General features: G+C 64.4%; 20 protein-coding genes. 17 read left to right on the top strand and 3 right to left on the bottom strand.

Annotated features, from left to right (window positions below; translation table 11 throughout):
* Positions 1-105 precede the first annotated feature (105 nt).
* The 7 genes from mihF to metK all read left to right on the top strand — a co-directional run bounded on the left by mihF (position 106) and on the right by metK (position 6643).
* The gene (mihF, locus tag CAPP_RS06385) at positions 106-426 is read left to right on the top strand and encodes an integration host factor, actinobacterial type (protein ID WP_076599409.1); all 321 of its coding nucleotides are present in this window, start codon (positions 106-108) and stop codon (positions 424-426) included.
* A gap of 3 nt (positions 427-429) precedes the next feature.
* Entirely contained in the window at positions 430-1020 is a 591-nt protein-coding gene (gmk, locus tag CAPP_RS06380; protein ID WP_076599410.1) for a guanylate kinase, read from the top strand.
* Between the two features lie 6 nt (positions 1021-1026).
* Entirely contained in the window at positions 1027-1338 is a 312-nt protein-coding gene (gene rpoZ, locus CAPP_RS06375; RefSeq protein ID WP_076599411.1) for a DNA-directed RNA polymerase subunit omega, read from the top strand.
* A 175-nt stretch (positions 1339-1513) separates the two neighbouring features.
* A complete protein-coding gene (locus CAPP_RS06370; RefSeq protein ID WP_076599412.1) occupies positions 1514-2311 on the top strand; it encodes a DUF3558 family protein in 798 nt (265 codons plus the stop codon).
* 285 nt (positions 2312-2596) lie between these two features.
* Positions 2597-4051 carry a hypothetical protein gene (locus CAPP_RS06365; protein WP_143313888.1) on the top strand — a complete coding sequence of 485 codons (1455 nt, stop codon included), beginning with the start codon at positions 2597-2599 and terminating at the stop codon, positions 4049-4051.
* Between the two features lie 24 nt (positions 4052-4075).
* A complete protein-coding gene (gene coaBC, locus CAPP_RS06360) occupies positions 4076-5326 on the top strand; it encodes a bifunctional phosphopantothenoylcysteine decarboxylase/phosphopantothenate--cysteine ligase CoaBC (RefSeq protein ID WP_076599414.1) in 1251 nt (416 codons plus the stop codon).
* A 102-nt stretch (positions 5327-5428) separates the two neighbouring features.
* Complete coding sequence (gene metK / locus CAPP_RS06355) at positions 5429-6643, top strand: methionine adenosyltransferase (RefSeq protein WP_076599415.1); 1215 nt, start codon at positions 5429-5431, stop codon at positions 6641-6643.
* On the opposite strand, the gene CAPP_RS06350 is transcribed toward metK, so the two are convergent.
* The 3 genes from CAPP_RS06350 to CAPP_RS06340 form a co-directional block, all read right to left on the bottom strand.
* Positions 6640-7608 (bottom strand): hypothetical protein, encoded by a 969-nt coding sequence (locus tag CAPP_RS06350; protein WP_076599416.1) that lies wholly within the window; start codon positions 7606-7608, stop codon positions 6640-6642. The two genes, metK and CAPP_RS06350, sit on opposite strands and share 4 nt — an antisense overlap.
* A complete protein-coding gene (locus tag CAPP_RS06345; RefSeq protein WP_076599417.1) occupies positions 7609-7995 on the bottom strand; it encodes a hypothetical protein in 387 nt (128 codons plus the stop codon).
* A 106-nt stretch (positions 7996-8101) separates the two neighbouring features.
* Positions 8102-9040: a polysaccharide deacetylase family protein gene (locus CAPP_RS06340; RefSeq protein WP_084560602.1), complete on the bottom strand. Its 939-nt coding sequence runs from the start codon at positions 9038-9040 to the stop codon at positions 8102-8104.
* A gap of 160 nt (positions 9041-9200) precedes the next feature.
* Here CAPP_RS06340 and CAPP_RS06335 point away from each other — a divergent pair, with 160 nt between their 5' ends.
* The 10 genes from CAPP_RS06335 to CAPP_RS06290 all read left to right on the top strand — a co-directional run bounded on the left by CAPP_RS06335 (position 9201) and on the right by CAPP_RS06290 (position 19063).
* Entirely contained in the window at positions 9201-11228 is a 2028-nt protein-coding gene (locus tag CAPP_RS06335) for a primosomal protein N' (protein ID WP_076599418.1), read from the top strand.
* Positions 11229-11256: 28 nt separating this feature from the next.
* Entirely contained in the window at positions 11257-11757 is a 501-nt protein-coding gene (def, locus tag CAPP_RS06330; RefSeq protein WP_076599419.1) for a peptide deformylase, read from the top strand.
* Between the two features lie 20 nt (positions 11758-11777).
* Positions 11778-12704, top strand: a complete 927-nt coding sequence (gene fmt, locus CAPP_RS06325; protein ID WP_076599420.1) for a methionyl-tRNA formyltransferase — start codon at positions 11778-11780, stop codon at positions 12702-12704.
* On the top strand, positions 12701-14200 hold the full coding sequence (locus CAPP_RS06320; RefSeq protein WP_076599421.1) for an RsmB/NOP family class I SAM-dependent RNA methyltransferase: 1500 nt from the start codon (positions 12701-12703) through the stop codon (positions 14198-14200). Before fmt ends, CAPP_RS06320 begins: the two co-directional genes overlap by 4 nt.
* Before the next feature lie 27 nt (positions 14201-14227).
* A complete protein-coding gene (rpe, locus tag CAPP_RS06315) occupies positions 14228-14890 on the top strand; it encodes a ribulose-phosphate 3-epimerase (RefSeq protein ID WP_076599422.1) in 663 nt (220 codons plus the stop codon).
* A gap of 14 nt (positions 14891-14904) precedes the next feature.
* Complete coding sequence (gene ribD / locus CAPP_RS06310; protein ID WP_076599423.1) at positions 14905-15918, top strand: bifunctional diaminohydroxyphosphoribosylaminopyrimidine deaminase/5-amino-6-(5-phosphoribosylamino)uracil reductase RibD; 1014 nt, start codon at positions 14905-14907, stop codon at positions 15916-15918.
* Positions 15919-15951: 33 nt separating this feature from the next.
* Positions 15952-16560 (top strand): riboflavin synthase, encoded by a 609-nt coding sequence (locus tag CAPP_RS06305; RefSeq protein ID WP_076599424.1) that lies wholly within the window; start codon positions 15952-15954, stop codon positions 16558-16560.
* Between the two features lie 5 nt (positions 16561-16565).
* Positions 16566-17813 carry a bifunctional 3,4-dihydroxy-2-butanone-4-phosphate synthase/GTP cyclohydrolase II gene (locus CAPP_RS06300; RefSeq protein ID WP_076599425.1) on the top strand — a complete coding sequence of 416 codons (1248 nt, stop codon included), beginning with the start codon at positions 16566-16568 and terminating at the stop codon, positions 17811-17813.
* A gap of 56 nt (positions 17814-17869) precedes the next feature.
* On the top strand, positions 17870-18388 hold the full coding sequence (ribH, locus tag CAPP_RS06295) for a 6,7-dimethyl-8-ribityllumazine synthase (protein ID WP_076599426.1): 519 nt from the start codon (positions 17870-17872) through the stop codon (positions 18386-18388).
* Positions 18389-18490: 102 nt separating this feature from the next.
* Entirely contained in the window at positions 18491-19063 is a 573-nt protein-coding gene (locus tag CAPP_RS06290; RefSeq protein WP_076599427.1) for a PH domain-containing protein, read from the top strand.

The following is a 19063-nucleotide window of genomic DNA, read 5'->3' as shown; positions in this document are numbered from 1 at the left end:
TTATCCCACGTCGACGAGTTGCATCAATGTAATTCTTTTGCGACAGTGTCGAATCGGTTCATAAGCTGGATCAGAACTTAACCCCTAACACATTGGAGGAACCCAGTGGCCCTTCCCGAACTGACCCCGGAACAGCGCCAGGAAGCTCTCGCTAAGGCTGCGGAAGCACGCAAGCAGCGTGCTGAGCTCAAGGCATCCTTGAAGCGCGGCGACACCAACCTGAAGGACGTCCTCGCCAAGGCTGAGTCCGACGAAATCATCGGCAAGACCAAGGTCTCCGCTCTCCTCGAGGCTCTGCCGAAGGTGGGCAAGGTCAAGGCGCGCGAAATCATGGAGGAGCTCGAGATCGCTCAGACCCGTCGTCTGCGCGGCCTCGGCGACCGTCAGCGTCGCGCTCTGCTCGAGCGCTTCGGCTTCGGGGAATAATCGGTGACAAACGTGAATGGGAAGGGCCGGCTGGTTGTTCTGGCTGGCCCTTCCGCCGTTGGTAAGTCGACGGTGGTCCAGCGTCTCCGCAAGGAAGTGGAGGACCTGTACTTTTCCGTCTCCATGACCACGCGCGACCCGCGTCCGGGCGAAGTGGACGGCAAGGATTATTTCTTTGTGTCCCCAAAGTCTTTCCAGGATCGGATCGACGCGGGCGAAATGCTCGAGTGGGCTGACATTCACGGTGGCCTGCAGCGTTCCGGAACTCCCGCCGCACCCGTGCGGGAAGCCCTTGATGCTGGTCGCCCGGTCTTGGTCGAGGTCGACCTGGCTGGTGCCCGCAATATCAAGGAGATCATGCCGGAGGCCGTCACGGTATTCCTCGCCCCGCCGTCGTGGGAGGTGCTCGTTGAGCGCCTCACCGGCCGCGCGACGGAGACCGAGGACGTGATCGCGCGTCGTCTCCAAACGGCCCGTGCCGAGCTCGCCGCTCAGGACGAGTTCGACGATGTCATTGTCAACAACGATCTGGATGAGGCTGTGCAGGGGATTAGTGATATCCTCTTGTGCGTCCAGCGTCCAAACAACGAATAGGTGTGAGTGAGCAACGTGACCAACGATCTTGCTAATTCGGCGGAGACCGCCGACGTCAACGAGCAGGTGTACGACACACCCGAAGGCATCACGGCCCCGCCTATTGACGAGCTGCTGACCAAGGTCTCCTCCAAGTACGCCCTGGTGATCTTCGCGGCCAAGCGTGCCCGCCAGATCAACAGCTACTACCAGGAGCAGGACGAGGGCGTGTTCGAGTTCATCGGCCCCCTTGTCACCCCGCAGCCGGGCGAGAAGCCGCTGTCCATCGCCCTCCGCGAGATCGAGCACGGTCTCCTGGAGCACGAGGAAGGCCAGTAAGGCTTTACCCCCCTTTCACCCCCTAAACGCGGGCCACGGCACCACTTTTTGCGCCGTGGCCCGCGCTTTCTTGTTCCCGGCACACCCTCCAAGTTTGCTTTACGTTGGTTTTGGGCGGTCAAGAATTGAATGTCTACTCAAGTAGACATTGTTCCGCTTTATTTTTGCCCGACTCATGTCATCCTTGTTCCTGTCGGCCAGCACCACTACGAACACAGGCGACATCCACCGCACTGGGGGGACGGAGGAAATGGGAATGTCACGGCGCACGACGGATAGTTGGGGGACTACCGAGTCCGCCCGCGCATTCTTTGCCGCATCGGGGGCTGTGTTGGTAGCGGTGCTGGCCGGCTGCTCGTCGGGAGGATCCCTTCTGGTGAATCCCGCACCCGCTCTCAATTCCGCCGTCGCCGAAACCCATGCCCCGGCTAATGCGCCACAGCGTGACACGACAGATCCTACTGATTCCTCCGAATCCACGAGCACCCGTCAGGACGCCCCACCCGCCTTCCACTTTGAAAGCGGCGACGTCGTTCTCGGCGACTTCGTCTACGAAGACGTCAAGGGAAACATCTTCAACCCCTGCGAGGAGATCTCCGCTGAGGAGTTTGCCGCGATTGGGTTTGAGACGGATGGAGCCGTGCTAAATCGGCGCGTCGAAGAGATAAATGGATGTGCTCTTTATCCTGCGGGTTCCGACTCCGATGGGACCGTTCTAGTTACCGGGGGCTCGGCGAACTTGGCAGAGGTATCTCAGCAGGGCGCTATAGCGGTGGCAGATGTTTCGGACATCGTTCCGGGGGCCTACACCTACAGCCCGAAACCTGAGGACACGGATCTGTGCTTCGCTTCGGTGGATACGGAGCGCGGACAAATCTCAATGGCGACTTTTGCGAGGGGAACAACGCACTCGTTCACGGATCTTTGCTTAGGCGCAATTCAACACTTGGAAAATCTTTATCAACTTAAATAGCCAGAATATGGGGGGTAGATCTTAGTGAAACTGGTAACTGACGACGTTTCGTCTGCTATTGATCAGTTGGCTAAAGCACAGGACACGCTTTCGGTTTCTCACACGATGATGAAAGTGCTGGGAGCGAGCACTTTCTCTCAAGTGTCTGGGCTAGATGAATCAGGTTCAATGCACGGCACCATTCGGAGTGACAGCGAGCCGGAGGCGACGAAAGGATTGGCACAGCATTTCGCGAATGCGGTTGACCTTTTGTCGGCGCAGTTGGTGGGTTATGAGATGGCGGACATGAGCTTCGCGGATGTGCTGGGCAGCGTGGGGCAGTCGGTAATGGGGAGGAGCTTCAACGCGGTCATCGACAACGTGAGCACGGAGCAGCCTGTGGTGAACAACTTCACTGCGACGAATCCGATCGCGGGCAAGCCGTTCAGCCTGGACACGTTGAACCTGGAACTAATCGGCACGGACGTGGCATCCATGTCGGGCATGTCGGCGGACTGGGCGGATACGGCAGCGACGATCGGGGACGCGCTGTCCTACATTCCGGGGGCGGTCGCGGACCTGCAGGGGTCGGCGGAGACAGAATCCATCGCAAAGGCCATTGAGAAGCTAGGTCAGATCGAGACCGCGGGCGACGAATACATGGCTAACGCGAGCGCACTGTCCGCACACACCGCGAGTCTGGTCACGGTGACCGAGGCGAATGCACTTCAAGTGGCGGCGGCACTTGCAGTGCTGCGCGCAACACCAAGCCCGGGAGTGGCGAAGGCATTTGAGGAATCATTCCTGGCAGCCTTTTCGCCGAAGCTCACTACCGAGTTGGTCCCGGTAACGCCTCTGTTCACACAATTGCTGCCCGAACTCGGAGCGCCGAACGGCAACGGGACGAACCAGTCCGGTTCATTGGCATCGGGAACGCCGACATTCGAGGACACACCATTGCCGAAGATCGTGCAGCAGGCGCTGTCGAATGCCGGGTACCGCGATCTGGCATACGCATCCACACCGACGCAGGTCGTGGAACAGTTCGGACGGCCGAACCCGGATATGCTCCAGTCGATCGCGGCCGGAGCGACGCCAACGCAAGCGGCGTCAGCGGCAGCGCCGACGATGCCACCGCCGTTGACGGGATTGGCTGGCGGTGCTGGTTCACCCGCAGGCACCGGTGCGGGTTCTCTGGGCACAGGCGCGGGGCTGCTGGGACCGGTTGGTGCCGTTTCCGGTGTCGGTGGAGGACCTGTTCTCGCCGGTGTGGGCGGTGCTGCCAGTGCGGGTGCTGGCGGTGCTGTTGGTTCCGGAGGTTCCGGTGGTTTCGGCGGTCCGGCAATGTCGCCGCTTGGCGGGGCGGGCCGTGGGGCGGCAGGGGCCGGTGCTGGCGGGCTTGGTGGTGCGCGCAGTGGCTCCGGCGTTTCTGGTGCTCTGGGCGGTGGTCGTCTCGGAGGCTTCGGTGCGGGCGCAGGTTCTGGAATGGGAACCGGTGCTGTGGGTCAGGGGACCAACGCGTTCGTCGGCGGGGGAGCTGCGGGCAACGGTCAGACTGGTGCACGTGGCGCGGTCGCCGGTGGGCCGGGGATGTACGGCGCAGGTCAGCGTAAAGCAGGCACGGGTAACGGAAAACGGGGCAAGGTGCAGGCGGTGACATCCGCGGTGGAAAGGGAAGGAAACCTGAAGGCTCTGCTCGGCGAGGCGCCGGAGGTCGTGCCCGGAGTGATTGGCGCGTGGGTGCGGCAGCCCCGGACCTAGCGGTGGTGGGTAAGCTCGGGGGCCATGAGCCCAGAGCCCAGTGAGAACACCAAAACGCCCCGCAACGTTGTCGTCGGAGTCGCGGGAGGGATCGCCGCATACAAGGCCTGCCACCTTATCCGGGAGTTCACCGAAGGCGGGGACAATGTCCGCGTCGTTCCCACCCCGGCGGCGCTGAACTTCGTCGGGGCAGCGACATTCGAGGCGCTGTCCGGCAACCCGGTCGACACCGGGGTGTTCTCACGCGTGGACGAAGTGCAGCACGTCCGCGTGGGCAAAGATGCAGACCTCATCGTCATCGCGCCGGCGACCGCGGACACCATCGCGCGTATCGCTGCTGGGCGAGCAGACGACCTGCTGACCGCGACAGCGCTCGTGGCCACCTGCCCGGTGGTGCTGGCGCCAGCCATGCACACGGAGATGTGGGAGAATCCCGCCACGCAGGACAATGTGGAGACCCTGCGCCGCCGCGGCATCGTAGTGCTCGAGCCGGCGCACGGACGATTGACTGGTACAGACACCGGGCCGGGCAGGATGCTCGAAGCCGCGCAGATCGCAGAAATGGCGCGCACTGTGCTTGAAACCGGTCCGTTCGGGCTGTCGTTGCAAGGCAAGAAGGTCGTCATCAGCGCTGGCGGCACGCAGGAGAATATCGACCCGGTGCGCTACATCGGCAACCGTTCCTCCGGCCGCCAAGGATTCGCCCTGGCGGACATCGCCGCGCACCGAGGCGCGGACGTCACCGTCGTTGCCGGCGACACCGACGCGCTGGACACCCCGCCGGGAGCGGAGATCGTGAAGGTGCGCTCCACCCGCGACATGAAGAAGGCGGTGGACCGTGCAGCCGAGAACGCGGACTTCGTCATCATGGCGGCGGCTGTGTCCGACTACCGGCCGGAAAATGAAGCAGACTCGAAACTGAAGAAGGGAGAGTCCGACGACGCACTGTCCACTCTGCGCATGGTGGAAAACCCGGACATTCTCAAAGGCCTCGTCGATAAGCGCAATGCGGGCGAAACATCCGCGACGATCGTGGGCTTCGCCGCGGAGACGGACAAACCGCTCGAATACGGCAAGGCGAAGTTGGAGCGTAAGGGAGCAGACTTGCTCATGGTCAATTCCGTGGCCGGCGGCTCCGTGTTCGGCGAACTGCGCAACAGCGGCTGGTTGATCCGTGCCGACGGCGAAGTCGAAGAGATCGCTGATGGTCCGAAGCATGTCGTAGCTGCGCGGATCTGGGACGGCATTGAGGCGCTGACTTCAAACAGACAGTGAGGTTGTCATTCTTAGACAGCTTGGTCTATTGTGGTGTGTGCGTCGCATACGACGCGTGTCACACAATGAGACAGCCGTCTAAACCAAAGGACCGACTTCACGATGACTGACCCCTTCTACCGCCTCTTCACCAGTGAATCCGTCACCGAAGGGCACCCGGACAAAATCTGCGATGCCATCTCCGACACCATCCTGGACGACATGCTCGCCCAGGATCCGCTGTCGCGTGTGGCCGTGGAAACGATGGTGACCACCGGACAGGTTCACGTTGTCGGCGAGGTGACCACGAAGGCGTACTCGAATATCGCAAAGCTCGTGCGAGACAAGCTCGTCGAGATCGGGTTCATCTCCTCCGAGGTCGGCTTCGACGGCCGCACCTGCGGAGTGAATATCTCCATCGGCGACCAGTCCGCCGAGATTTCCGACGGTGTCACCGACTCGCTCGAGGTGCGCTCGAACACCTCCACCGGGGAAGAGGACCAGTCCGGTGCAGGCGACCAGGGCCTCATGTTCGGTTACGCCACCGACGAGACCCCGGAATTCATGCCGCTTCCGATCTCCACCGCTCACCGCCTTTCGCGCCGCTTGACACAGGTGCGTAAGGACGGCACCGTCCGTGGCCTCCGCCCGGACGGCAAGACCCAGGTGACCTTTGCTTACGACGGTGACACCCCGGTGTATCTCGACACCGTGGTCATCTCCACCCAGCACGACCCGGACTTCACCGGTGTGGAGCTCGAGGCGGCCCTGCGCGAGCACGTGCTGGAGTGGGTGCTTGAGGATGCGGGCCTGAAACAGTACTACACACCGGACACTAAGCTACTGGTCAACCCGTCCGGCTCCTTTGTTCTCGGCGGCCCGATGGGCGATGCCGGCCTGACCGGCCGCAAGATCATCGTGGACACCTACGGCGGCATGGCCCGCCACGGCGGCGGTGCCTTCTCCGGCAAGGACCCGTCAAAGGTCGACCGCTCCGCCGCGTACGCGATGCGCTGGGTGGCGAAGAATATCGTCGCCGCCGGCCTGGCCAAGCGTGTCGAGGTCCAGGTCGCCTACGCCATTGGCCGCGCGACGCCGGTGGGCCTGTACGTGGAGACCTTCGGCACTGCCGCTGAGGGCCAGACCGACGAGACGATCCAGCAGGCGGTGGAGAAGGTCTTCGACCTGCGCCCGACGGCGATCATCCGCGAGTTGGATCTGCTCCGCCCGATCTACTCGGACTCGGCCGCCTACGGCCACTTCGGCCGCACTGACGTGGACTTCCCGTGGGAGGCGCTGGACAAGGTCGACGACCTGAAGTCGGCTGCCGGGCTCTAATCCTTCGGCCGGTAGGGGTTCGTCTCCTTGGCGGAATCCCCATCGGTTCGTCCAGGTCGCCCATGCCTGCTGTACGGACGCGCTTCCGCTGTGTCGGCGGAGGCGCGTTTTTCACGCCACTGCTCTTTTTCAGCTTCCGACTTGCGGTAATTGCGCAGCGCAATGACGCCCACGACGATGCCGACGACGATGGGCACCCAGATTTTCGAATACTCCATCAAGAGATCCACCCACTCAGGAAGCGGTGGAAGCGACGGCAGGTTGGGGAGGGCGATATTCGGAGTCGGCAGCGTGACTTGAGGGAGATTCGGCACGGGCAGGTCGACATGCGGCAGGGTGAAATCAGGCAGCTCCCAGTCCGGTAGGAACTGCGACAGCCAGTCCAAAAATCGACCGACGAGGGGACTGAGGAGAAGCACGGCAATCGCCCAGCCTGATTTGCCGATGCCCTCGACAATGGGAATCGCGGTGCGGCGCAGGGGACTGGACTGCATCATCTCGCGGCGCCGCTCGCCGCGCGAACCAGCGGGCGGATCGAATTCGACGATCGTCGAGCCCGCGCGGAATTCGACCTGCAGGATGTCCTTGAACGTGTTGGCCACCAAGCGCAGGTGCGGTTTGGAGCGCTCGGTGCCGAGATTGACCAGGACCTCGAGCTTGTCTTTTTTGCCTGGGCCGCGCAACGGAATCCGGGCGGTGCCTTGCTCGAGGCTTTCGTACTGGTGCTGCACTTTTCCGTCGACAATGACCTGCAGGCGCAGCGGGGGATTCTTTGTGAACTCGCCGAGTCGCGTCCACGGCTTCGCGTCGGCGGGTGCGCGCTTTCCGGCGTCCGGGTCACCTTTGAACTTCTCCGGAAGCTCGCCCGGCCAATCGGGGTCGTCGGCGAGAAAGTCTTTGTCGAAGCCGGAGCGCACCTCGATGCACCCGTAATCGGGATGGTCGAGTACCCAGGTCTCTAGCACTTAGTCATCATCCCCAGCGGTTCCCGCCAGCAGGCCCGCGAGGTAGTCGAAGGCCGCGGCGATGATGATCACGCCGATGAAGTAAATGACGGTCCCGTCGTTGAAATACAGCAGCTTCGCGGCAAGGAAGGCGACACCAGCCAGGATCGGCAGGGACCATGTGGGGCGGAAGATCCAGCCGTCGATGAAGCCGAAGAGGGCAGCGGTGCCGAGGACAAGTCCAGCGGTGGGGACGCCGGCGTTTTCTTCGCCGACAGCCGGAATCAACACGAGCGGTCCAAGCAAATACACCGCGAACATCACGTACGGCGTGACTTTTTGCCAGCCTTTACGCTCAGCATTCTGCGCATCTTGCTTATCGACGAATACCGTCTCCGGTTCACTCATGCCCTGAACATAAGGCAACCAAAATTGAGATTCAACGCGAAAGGCCGTGTGCTTGGGCACACGGCCAGGGGGAGGGGAGTAATGGGTGATCGAGGTGAGCGTGTGCCTACTGGGCCCGGGTGTAGGTGTGACCCGGAGTCGGCTGAACCATCTCGTCCAGTGTCACTGGGCGCAGGCCCTTTGCGCGGAGACCATCGATGATGCAGGCGGCGGCGTCCACAGTGCTGGGGTGGATGTCGTGCATGAGGATGATTGAGCCGGCTTGGGCGTTATCTACGGCGTTGCGGCAGGTGATGTCCGCGTTGCGGTTCTGCCAGTCGGCGGTATCCACGTCCCAGAGAGCCAGCGCCATGTCGCGCTCGCCGGAGACGGCGGCAACGCGGTCGTTCGTCGCGCCGTAGGGCGGGCGCATCCAATGCGGCTTGGAGCCCAGCGCCGACTCTATCGCGCGGCTGGTCTCGTCAAGCTCGCGGCCGATGCGGTCGTCAGAGATCGCGTTCAGCTGCGGGTGGTTGTACGAGTGGTTGGCCACCAGGTGATCCTCGTCGCGCTCGCGCTGGAGAATGTCGGGGAATGCGTCGGCATTGCTGCCGATGGCGAAGAAAGTGGCCTTAGCGTCCTTGCTCTTCAGGATGTCGAGCAGACGTGGGGTGGTTTCCGGCGACGGGCCGTCGTCGTAGGTGATGGCGACGGTGTTTGTACAGGCGGGAGGCGCTTCCGGCGCGGATTTCTTGCGGCCGTTGTGGTCGAAGCACATGGGGGCACCCTGGTGCAGCGGCTGCGTGCGCGGGTGGGGAGTGTGCTGGACGGGGCGCAGCTCGTCCGGCACTGCCTTCTTCATCTCGGGAGGTAGCGCGTTGTAGGCCTGGTGCATGCCGTTTTGCACGCCGGAGGTGATGTTCTGGGATGCCTCCGAACTTAGCGCGACAGGATCTGGTTCCAGCGACGGGCCCAGATTAGCCGACAGCGGCCCGGCTACTGCGGCGCTAGCCAGAAGGGCAGAGGTGATCAGAGCCAACGAAGAAGCAATGAGGGAGCGTTTCACAGCTAAAAGGGCACTTTCCAACGACGAATGACTGAAAACGAGTCGATTATGCTCCCTGGGCCTCTTTTCTGCAAGGATTTACACGCTGAATTCCCGGTAAAAACCCAGGTAACGGTTAGGTAACGGGGGCGTGGTCGATGCGGCCGTTACACTTTGGTGCATGTCTCATAGCCCCAACAGCACGCCAGCTGCGGTCAACCCGATCGCGCGTGTTCTGCCGTTGTTGGGGCTCCCTCACTTGGACCGCGGCTTCGATTACCTGGTGACGGAGAGCCAGTCGGATGATGCGCAGCCGGGGGTGAAGGTGCGCATACGTTTCGGGGGCCGGTTGGTGGACGCCCTGGTGCTCGAGCGCCTGGCCCAATCGGACCACGACGGAAAACTGCGATTCATTGAGCGCGTGGTCTCGCCCGAGGTCGTCTACCCGGAACGAATGCGTGAACTCGTCGACGCTTTGGCCAACAGGTACGCGGGAACGCGCTCCGACATCATCCGCTCCGCCATTCCTGCGCGCCACGTCAAAGCTGAAGCCACGGACACCTCCACGCTGTGGGAGGACCTCGGCAAGGTCGAGGAACCTGACCTATCCGGCTGGAGTGCTTACGCGCACGGCGAGTCTTTCGTCGATGCCGTCGTCGCGGGGACGGTGGCGCGCGCGGCGTGGCAAATGGCACCCGGCGACGACTGGACCGAGTCGCTGTCAGCCCTGGCAACCAAGGTCGCAGCTGACGGCGGAGGAGTTCTCATCGTCGTGCCCGACCAGACAGATGTAGACCGGATGGACGCCGCATTACGCAAGGTCGTCGGCCCGCGGCAGATCACCACGTTGACTGCGTCTCTGGGCCCGCAGGCACGGTACAGCCGTTTCCTTTCGATTCTCCACGGCCAGGGGCGCCTTGTCGTGGGGACTCGTTCGGCTGCCTTCGCGCCGGTGGAGAACCTCCGTCTGGCAGTGGTCATGTTCGACGGCGATGATTCACTCGTCGATCCGCGTGCCCCGTACACGCATGCGCGGGAGGTGCTGACCACGAGGTCGGCCGTCGAAAAGTGTTCGCTCATCATCGGCGGGCACGCACGCACCGCGGAAACGCAGCTGCTCGTCGAGTCTGGCTGGATGCACGACCTCGTTGCCCCGCGGACGACGTTGCGGACACGCTCGCCGCACATTCATGCTGCCGGAGACAGCGATTTCGAACTGGAGCGGGATCCCCGCGCCGGTGCCGCTCGCCTTCCGTCCACCGCATTCGAGGCGGCCCGGCGCGCGCTCGCGGCGGATAAGCCGGTGCTTTTCCAAGTCCCGCGCGCCGGATACGTCCAGTCGTTGGCGTGCGGAAACTGCCGCACTCCGGCGCGCTGCCGCGTCTGCAACGGCCCGCTCGGCTTGCCGTCGGGCAAGGAAGCGGCGGTACCGACGTGCCGCTGGTGCGGGCGCATGGACAGCTCGTTCGTGTGCGCGAACTGCGGTTCCCACCGTCTTCGCGCAGTGGTGGTGGGCACCCAACGCACGGCAGAAGAACTCGGCCGTGCATTTGCGCCGCAGAAAGTCATCGCGTCCTGGGGCGATCGGATCCACACTGAGGTGGATGATGAACCCGCGATCGTGGTGGCCACCCCGGGAGCAGAGCCACATGTGGCGGGCGGTGGCGCGTACGGCGCGGCGATCCTCCTCGACACGTGGGCGCTGCTCGGACGCCCGGATCTGCGCGCGGCGGAAGAGACCATGGCGAAGTGGATGGCGGCTGCCACGCTCGTCGCGCCGCACAGCAAGGGCGGGGAAGTGGCCGTGGTCGCTGATCCGGCTTTGCCCGTGGTGCAGTACCTGATCCGCTGGGATGCTGCTGGCCATGCGGCGGCGGAGCTCGCCCAGCGCCGCGAGGTGCGGTTCCCGCCAGCGGTGCACATGGCTGCTGTGGACAGTCCGCGCGAATCGCTTACCGATTTCTTGGAGCACATCGACCTTCCAACAGAGGTGGACATCCTCGGCCCCGTTGACCTTCCCGCCGGGGTTGATTTGCCCGGGGAATGGGACCGGCGCACCGCGGGACAGGCCCAGCGCGTGCTCATCCGCACACCTCTTTCCTCCCGCACGGCACTGGGCAAAGCTCTGCGCGCCGCGGCGGTCAACCGCGCCACGCGCAAGCAGGACTTACCGCTGCGCATCCAGGTCAACCCCATGCATATCGGCTAAAGGGCGCCTACACGTAGACTGGGCAGCCATGACCGTCCGCCCCATCAGGATCTTCGGTGATCCGGTACTGAATACGCAAGCAACGCCCGTCGAGCTTTTCGACGAATCGTTGCGCACCCTTGTCCGCGACATGCTCGAGACCATGGACGACGCCGGGGGAGTAGGTCTGGCCGCCAACCAGATCGGTCTGACGAAGAGGGTCTTTGTCTACGACTGCGACGGAATGCGCGGCGCGTTGGTCAACCCGGAGTGGGAGCCTGTCAACGACCTCGTGCAGATCGGGCCGGAAGGCTGCCTGTCCATTCCGGACCTGCAGGCCGATGTGGCCCGGCACGAGATCGTCGTCGCCCGAGGCTTCGATGAATTTGGCCGCCCGGTCACACTGCGCGCCAACAGTCTTCTCGCTCGGTGCATCCAGCACGAGACGGACCACTTGGACGGCGTGTTGTTCCTGCGCCGCCTCGAACCCGAGGTGCGCAAAGAAGCGATGCGGATGATCCGTGGCATGGACTGGTACACGGCGCAGTAACGAGAGAGGAAGGACACACAATGCGTTTGGTTTTCGCGGGCACCCCGGAACCGGCGGTGGTGGCGCTGGAAAAGCTCATTGCTTCGGAGCACGAGGTGGTGGCGGTGCTGACCCGCCCGGACGCCAAGAAGGGGCGTGGGCGCACACTGCACCCTTCGCCGGTCAAGGCGCTGGCGCAGGAGCACGGCATTGAGGTGCTCACTCCAGAGAAGCTCAAGGGTAACGAGAAGATCAAGGAGAAGCTGGAAGCGCTCGCTCCCGACGCGATCCCGGTCGTGGCGTACGGCAACCTGATTCCGGAAGATTTCCTGTCCATTCCCACCCACGGCTGGATCAACCTGCACTTCTCCCTGCTGCCGCGCTGGCGGGGCGCCGCACCCGTGCAGGCGGGTATTTTGCACGGCGACGAATACAGCGGTGCCACGACATTCCGTATCGACGCCGGTCTGGACACCGGCGACATCCTCTTGCAGGAACCCGAGCAGATCCGCGCGGATGACACTGCCGACGACCTGCTCACGCGTCTCGCGTACTCCGGCGGCGACTTGCTCGTGCGCACGATGGACGACCTGGCTACCGGCCACGCGTCCTTCACCCCGCAGGAGGGCGACGCAACGTATGCGCCGAAGATCAGCAAGGACGACGCGCGCATCGATTGGTCTGCTCCGTCGGAAGAGGTTGACCGCGCGATCCGCGCCTACACGCCGGGCCCCGGCGCATGGACCACGCTCGACGGCGACCGCGTCAAAATCGGTCCCGTGGCTGATGTCGCCGACGTCGGCGAGCTCGCCCCAGGCCAGCTCGAGGTGAGCAAGGACGCAGTCCACGTCGGCACCGGCACACGTCCAGTCGCGCTTGGTTCCATCCAGCCGCCGGGAAAGAAGATGATGGCCGCCGCCGACTGGGCGCGGGGTCTACAGAATGCCGAAGGAGTGAGGTTCGAGTGAGCGGAGGTTTCCGGTCCCGCACGAAACGCGCGAAAGAGCAGGCCGCCCAGAAAGCGGTCCACGGAGAGCCGCAGCGCACACGCACGCGCGACGGTGGCCAGCGGCGCCAGCGCCGCCCGCGCGATTCGCGGCAGGAGCGCAGTGTCCGCGATGCCCGAAATATTGGGGATCCGGCCCGCCAGGCCGCCTTTGACGCAGTGCTGCGGGTGGAAGCAGAAGATGCGTTCGGCAACCTCGTCCTCCCGCAGATTCTGCGCGAGCAGAAGATCGCGGGCCGCGATGCGGCATTCGCGACGGAGATCGCCTATGGCACGCTGCGCAACCTCGGGGTCCTCGACGCGGTGATCGCCGACTGCTCGTCCCGCCCGGTGGGCGAGCTCGACCCAGCTGTGCTCACAGCCTTGCGCGTGGGGGCCTACCAGTTGCTGTTTACCCGAGTTGACGATCACGCCGCGGTGGATACCTCGGTCCGCCTCGCCGAAGCTGCGGGCGCTGGCAAGGCGAAAGGCTTCGTCAACGGAATCCTGCGCACAATTTCGCGCACCAGCACCCAAGACTGGATGGACAAGCTCACTCCCGACGGGAAGATCGCGGCCGCCGCCTTCCGCACCGCGCACCCGCAATGGATCGCCGAGTCCTTCGCCCGCGTCGTCGGCGAGGACGAGCTCCAAGCTGCCCTCGAGGCGGATTCGAAGCGGCCGATTGTGCACCTGGTCGCGCGCCCCGGAGAGCTGTCGGCGGAGGAGCTCGCCCTTCTCACGGGCGGGGAGGAAGGGCGCTACAGCCCGTACGCCGTGTACCTCGATGAAGGCGGCGACCCGGGCTCGCTCGAGCCGGTGCGCGACAAAATGGCGGCTGTGCAGGACGAGGGCTCGCAGCTGATTGCCCGCGCGGTCGCTGAGCTTGATGTCGACAACGACCACGGCCGCTGGCTCGACCTGTGCGCTGGCCCCGGCGGCAAGGCCGCGCTCATGGGCTCCCTCGCGTCGATCGACGGAGCGCACGTCGACGCCGTTGAGGTCAGCGCCACGCGAGCGGATTTGATCCGGAAGTCCACCGACGGCATGCCCGTCACCGTACACGTCGCCGACGGCCGCGATCCAGGACTCGAGCCGGGATTCGACCGCGTGCTTGTCGACGCGCCGTGTTCCGGCCTCGGTGCTCTGCGCCGCCGCCCGGAGGCACGTTGGCGCAAGAGCGAGGACGATATCGCAGAGCTCAACGAGCTACAGTCGGAATTGCTCGCCTCCGCCGTGAACCTGGCCAAGCCGGGCGGTGTCGTCGTGTATTCCACGTGCTCGCCGGATCTGAGGGAGACGCGGGAGATCGTCGATAAGCAGCTCGCCCACGGCGGTGTCGACGAGCTCGACATCCGCGGCGTGCTGCCCGACATGGGCGATCTCGGCGAATACCTCAGCGCGCAGATGTGGCCGCACCGTCACGGGACCGACGCGATGTTCGTCGCCGCGCTGCGCAAACACAGCGACGGGGACTGATTTCGCTGAAGGGATAGACTTGGGGCCATGATTTACATCGCCCCGTCGATCCTCGCCGCCGACTACGCCAACCTGGGGGCGGACGTGCGGAAGGTGCCGTCCGCCGACCTGCTCCACGTCGACATCATGGACGGCCACTTCGTGCCCAACCTCTCCTTCGGGCCCGATGTGACTAAGGCCGTAGACGGCGTGACCGACCAGTTCCTGGACATCCACATGATGATCGAGGAGCCGGAGCGCCGGTTCGAGACCTATATCAAGGCCGGCGGCGACCGTCTCGTCTTCCACATCGAGGCGACTGACGACCACGTCGCGGCCGCGCGGACACTTCACGATCTCGGCGCCCAGGCCGGTTTCGCCATCAAACCGGGCACCCCGATTGAGCCGTACCTCGACGACCTCGAGCACTTCGAGCAAGTCATGATCATGAGCGTCGAGCCCGGCTTCGGTGGCCAGAAATTCATGCCGGAGGTGCTGAGCAAAGTCGCGGCCGCGCGCGAACGCATTGAAGAAGCGGGTTTATCGACGCTGATCGGCATCGACGGCGGCATCTCTCAAGCCACCATTGAGCTGGCTGCCGAAGCTGGGGTCAATGCGTTTGTCGCCGGTTCCGCAGTTTTCGGTGCCGAGGATCCGGCCGAAGCGGTGGACACCCTCCGCGACCTGGCCCGCGCCGCCGCCGAGCGTTGAAGAAGCTCTCGCCGATGTACCCAGATCTCTCTTCCACCGTCCAGTCAGCGCTCGTTGCCGCTGTCAATGCGGGGCAATCTGCGCGCGGAATCACCAGCCCGAATCCACCGGTCGGGTGCGCGCTTTTCGACGACACCGGCATCATCGCCACCGGTGCCACCGAGCGCGCCGGCGGACGGCACGCCGAACGCGTCGCCCTCGATGCCGCTGCGGCGACTGCGCCTGACCGCGTTCGCGGCGCGTCGCTTGCCGTCACCTTGGAGCCGTGCAACCACACCGGCCGGACGGGGCCGTGTTCCGAGGCGATCGTGGAGGCCGGCATCGCGCACGTCTACTACATCCGCCACGACCCGAACCCCATCGCCGACGGCGGGGCCGCCTACCTGCGGGGCCACGACGTAGCGGTCACCCAGGTGGACTACCCGGTTGACGGACTCGATCCCTGGCTCAACTCCATCCGCTACGGCCGCGTGTCCGTCACCGCGAAATTCGCCGGCACCCTCGACGGCTTCAGCGCCGCAGTCGACGGCACCAGCCAGTGGATCACCTCCGCTGAAACGCGCCAGTACACCCACTTCGACCGCGCCATGCGCGATGCCATCGTCATCGGCACCGGGACGGCGATCGCCGATAACCCGTCGCTCACCGCCCGCGACCGCGATGGATCCCTGCTGGCGCGGCAGCCCCGCAGGGTTGTCGTGGGCACGCGGGACGTCCCGGAAGGAAACCTGACGCGTCTCGGCTTCGAGCAGTACGCCACCCCGCAGGAGGCGTTCGACGCGCTCTACGACACCGGTGCGCGGGATGTCCTCGTCGAAGGCGGACCGACGCTCATGCGCAGCGTTTTCGCCCTCGACGTCGTCGACCGCGTCCACGCCTATGTGGCGCCGATGCTGCTCGGCGGCGGCCACAGCCTGCTCGACGGCCCGCTCGCCGACACGCTTGCCGACGCGCCGCGCTACGAGCTCAACGACGCGTTCTCTCTCGGCGAGGACGCCGTCATCGAATTACGCCGCCCCTGGCCCTGACCACCCGCAGATACACTTCAAGGAGAACAACCGATGTTCACAGGCCTCGTCGAAGAAATCGGCACCGTGGACAAGCTGGAGCAGCTTGACGACGCCGTCCGCATCACCGTTTCCTGCCCGACCGTCACAGCGGACGCCGCACCGGGTGACTCGATCGCCGTCGATGGCGTGTGCCTCACCGTGGTCGAGATCGTTGACTGCGCCGACGGCGCTACCGGCTTCACCGCCGACGTCATGCAGGAAACGCTCAACCGGTCCCGCCTGGGCAGCTACGAGCAGGGCAGCCGCGTCAACCTCGAGCGCGCCCTGGCTGCGGGCGCCCGGTTCGGAGGCCACATCGTGCAAGGGCATGTCGACGGTGTCGGCGAACTCGTCTCCCGGGTACCGTCGGAGCACTGGGACGTGCTGCGGTTCTCCCTTCCGGCGCAGCTTGCGCGGTATGTCGTTGAGAAAGGCTCGATCGCCATCAACGGCACGTCGCTGACCGTCTCGGCGGTGGGGGAGGACTACCTCGAGGTCTCGCTCATCCCGACGACGCTGCGCGACACCACATTCGGCGACCTCGCTGTCGGCGAACCGGTCAATTTCGAGGTCGACGTGGTAGCCAAGTACATCGAGAAAATGGTTGAGGTCTACCATTAGTCCTCATGACGGACACCCTGCGACTTGATTCAATCGACGACGCTGTTGCCGCCATTGGCCGCGGTGAAGCAGTCGTGGTGGTGGATGACGAAGACCGCGAGAATGAAGGTGACTTGATCTTCGCCGCTGAGCACGCCACCCCCGAATTGGTGGCGTTCATGGTGCGCTACACCTCCGGTTATGTTTGCGTCGCTCTCGAGGAGGATGCCGCCGCACGGTTGGACCTTCCGCCGATGGTCGCGGTGAACGAGGACGCGCGCAGCACCGCTTACACCGTGACGGTGGACGCGGCGACGGGCACAACAGGCATTTCCGCGCGGTCCCGCGCCGAGACGATTCGCCGCCTGGCGGATCCCTCTAGTAGGGCAGCCGATTTCACCCGTCCTGGTCATGTTGTTCCGCTGCGGGCGCGCCCCGGTGGCGTACTCGTACGCGACGGCCACACGGAAGCATCGGTCGACCTCGCCCGCCTCGCCGGTTGCCGCCCGGCCGGCGCGCTGTGCGAAATCGTTTCCGAAGACGACCCTGCAGACATGGCGCGCGGCGACGAGCTCCGCCGCTTCGCGGACGAGCACGGCTTGAAAATGATCTCGATCGCACAGCTCATTGCCTACCGCCGCCGCACGGAGAACATCGTCGAGCGCGTGGTCTCCACGACGCTTCCCACCGAATACGGGCCGTTCACGGCGTACGGCTACCGATCGCTTGTCGACGGCTCCGAGCACATCGCCCTTGTCACCGGGGACATCTCTGGCGGTTCAGATGTTCTCGTCCGCGTGCATTCCGAGTGCCTGACCGGCGACGTGTTCGGTTCGCAACGCTGCGACTGCGGACCGCAGCTGCACGAATCAATGAGGATTATCCAGGAAGCCGGCCGCGGCGTGGTCGTCTACCTTCGCGGCCACGAAGGCCGCGGCATCGGGCTGGCCGCGAAACTGCAGGCGTACCGCCTGCAGGAGGAGGGCCTGGACACAGTCGACGCCAATATCGAGCAAGGACTTCCGGCCGACGCCCGCGAATACTCTGTCGCGGGGCATATCCTCGCCGACCTCGGCCTCGCCTCGATGGAAGTGTTGTCGAATAACCCGGCTAAGGTGGAGGCGTTGAGTGGTTACGGCCCAGTCGTTCTGGGCCGCACGCGCGTGGAAATCGCGCCTTCACACAACAACATCAAGTATCTGCGCACGAAGCGAGACCGAATGGGACACGACCTCCCGGCGGTCCAGCGGTGGGATAAGGCGCACGGCATCTAAAATGGGGTTGTGCGACGCTTCGCCGAAGATGTTCGTAAACTGATTAAGGAGCAACCATGATTTTCGGAGCCCCCGACACCTCCCCGGACAAGATCGACGCGAAAGGCATGCGTGTCGCGGTCGTCGGCACCGAGTGGAACGCCGAGGTCGTGGACCACCTGATCGACCGTGCCGTCGAGCTGGCAGAAGCGGCCGGTGCGGAGGTCCACGTTTTCATGGTCTCCGGCGCAATGGAGCTTCCGCTCATGGCGCAGGCCGCCGCAAAGCGCTTCGATGCCGTCGTCGCTCTCGGTTGCGTCATCCGCGGCGAGACCCCGCACTTCGACTATGTCTGCCGCTCTGTCACCGACGGCCTCACCCGCGTCGCCCTCGACATGTCCGTCCCGGTCGGCAACGGTGTTCTCACCGTGGACACCTACGCACAGGCCATGGACCGCACCGGCGGCCCCGACGCCCACGAGGACAAGGGTGCTGAGGCATTCGCGGCCGCTGTCGGCGCAGCTAAGGTCATGGAAGAAATCGAGCGTTTCCCGCTGATGAAGCTCACCCGCGGCGACGCGCACGACGCCTGGTAGAACCAGCTCGCGGCGAGTCAAAGATGACATCGCCACTTAGGCGGCGGGGCAGCGCGACAGCACCCCGCCGCGCACCATTTTCTGAGGACACGCACGTCCGGGATGATAGAACGGGAGAGAATCGACGTGAGCAATGCGAGCAACGTGAATGACGCGGGCACGGCCCGTGCGGCGAGTGAGCGGGACATCGCGTACTTCAACGCCCTCGACCCGCATGCTGTGACCTCGTCGAAGCCGTGGGAGATCGAGATCGTCTCGAAGTATCTCCGGCGAGTGGCGTTGGTCTTGGTCATCGTGATCATGGCCGCGCACATCTTCACCGGAGTGATGCTGGATGTGGAGTTCACCGGTGCGGCGATCACGATGCTGGACAAGCTCGCCTTTCCCGCCATCGGGTTGATTCTCTCGGTCGTGGTGTGGCTGGGGCTGACCCGCCCGCGCGTGCGCGCGAACGAGGACGGGGTGGAGGTCCGGAACATCATCGGCACACGCTTCTACCCATGGGTCGTCGTGTACGGTCTGACCTTCCCGCGCGGCTCCCGCATGGCCCGCCTCGAGCTGCCGGAATTCGAGTATGTTCCGCTCTGGGCTATCCAGTCGGGCGACAAAGAGCGCGCGATCGAGTCGGTGAAGGCATTCCGCCGCCTCGAAGCCCGCTACATGCCGGAAGCTTAG

Origin of the sequence: Corynebacterium appendicis CIP 107643, from assembly GCF_030408415.1 — a bacterium.
Taxonomy (GTDB): Bacteria; Actinomycetota; Actinomycetes; order Mycobacteriales; family Mycobacteriaceae; genus Corynebacterium; species Corynebacterium appendicis.
The sequence above is the reverse complement of the archived record's forward strand: the minus strand, read 5'-3'. Positions and strand labels throughout refer to the sequence as shown.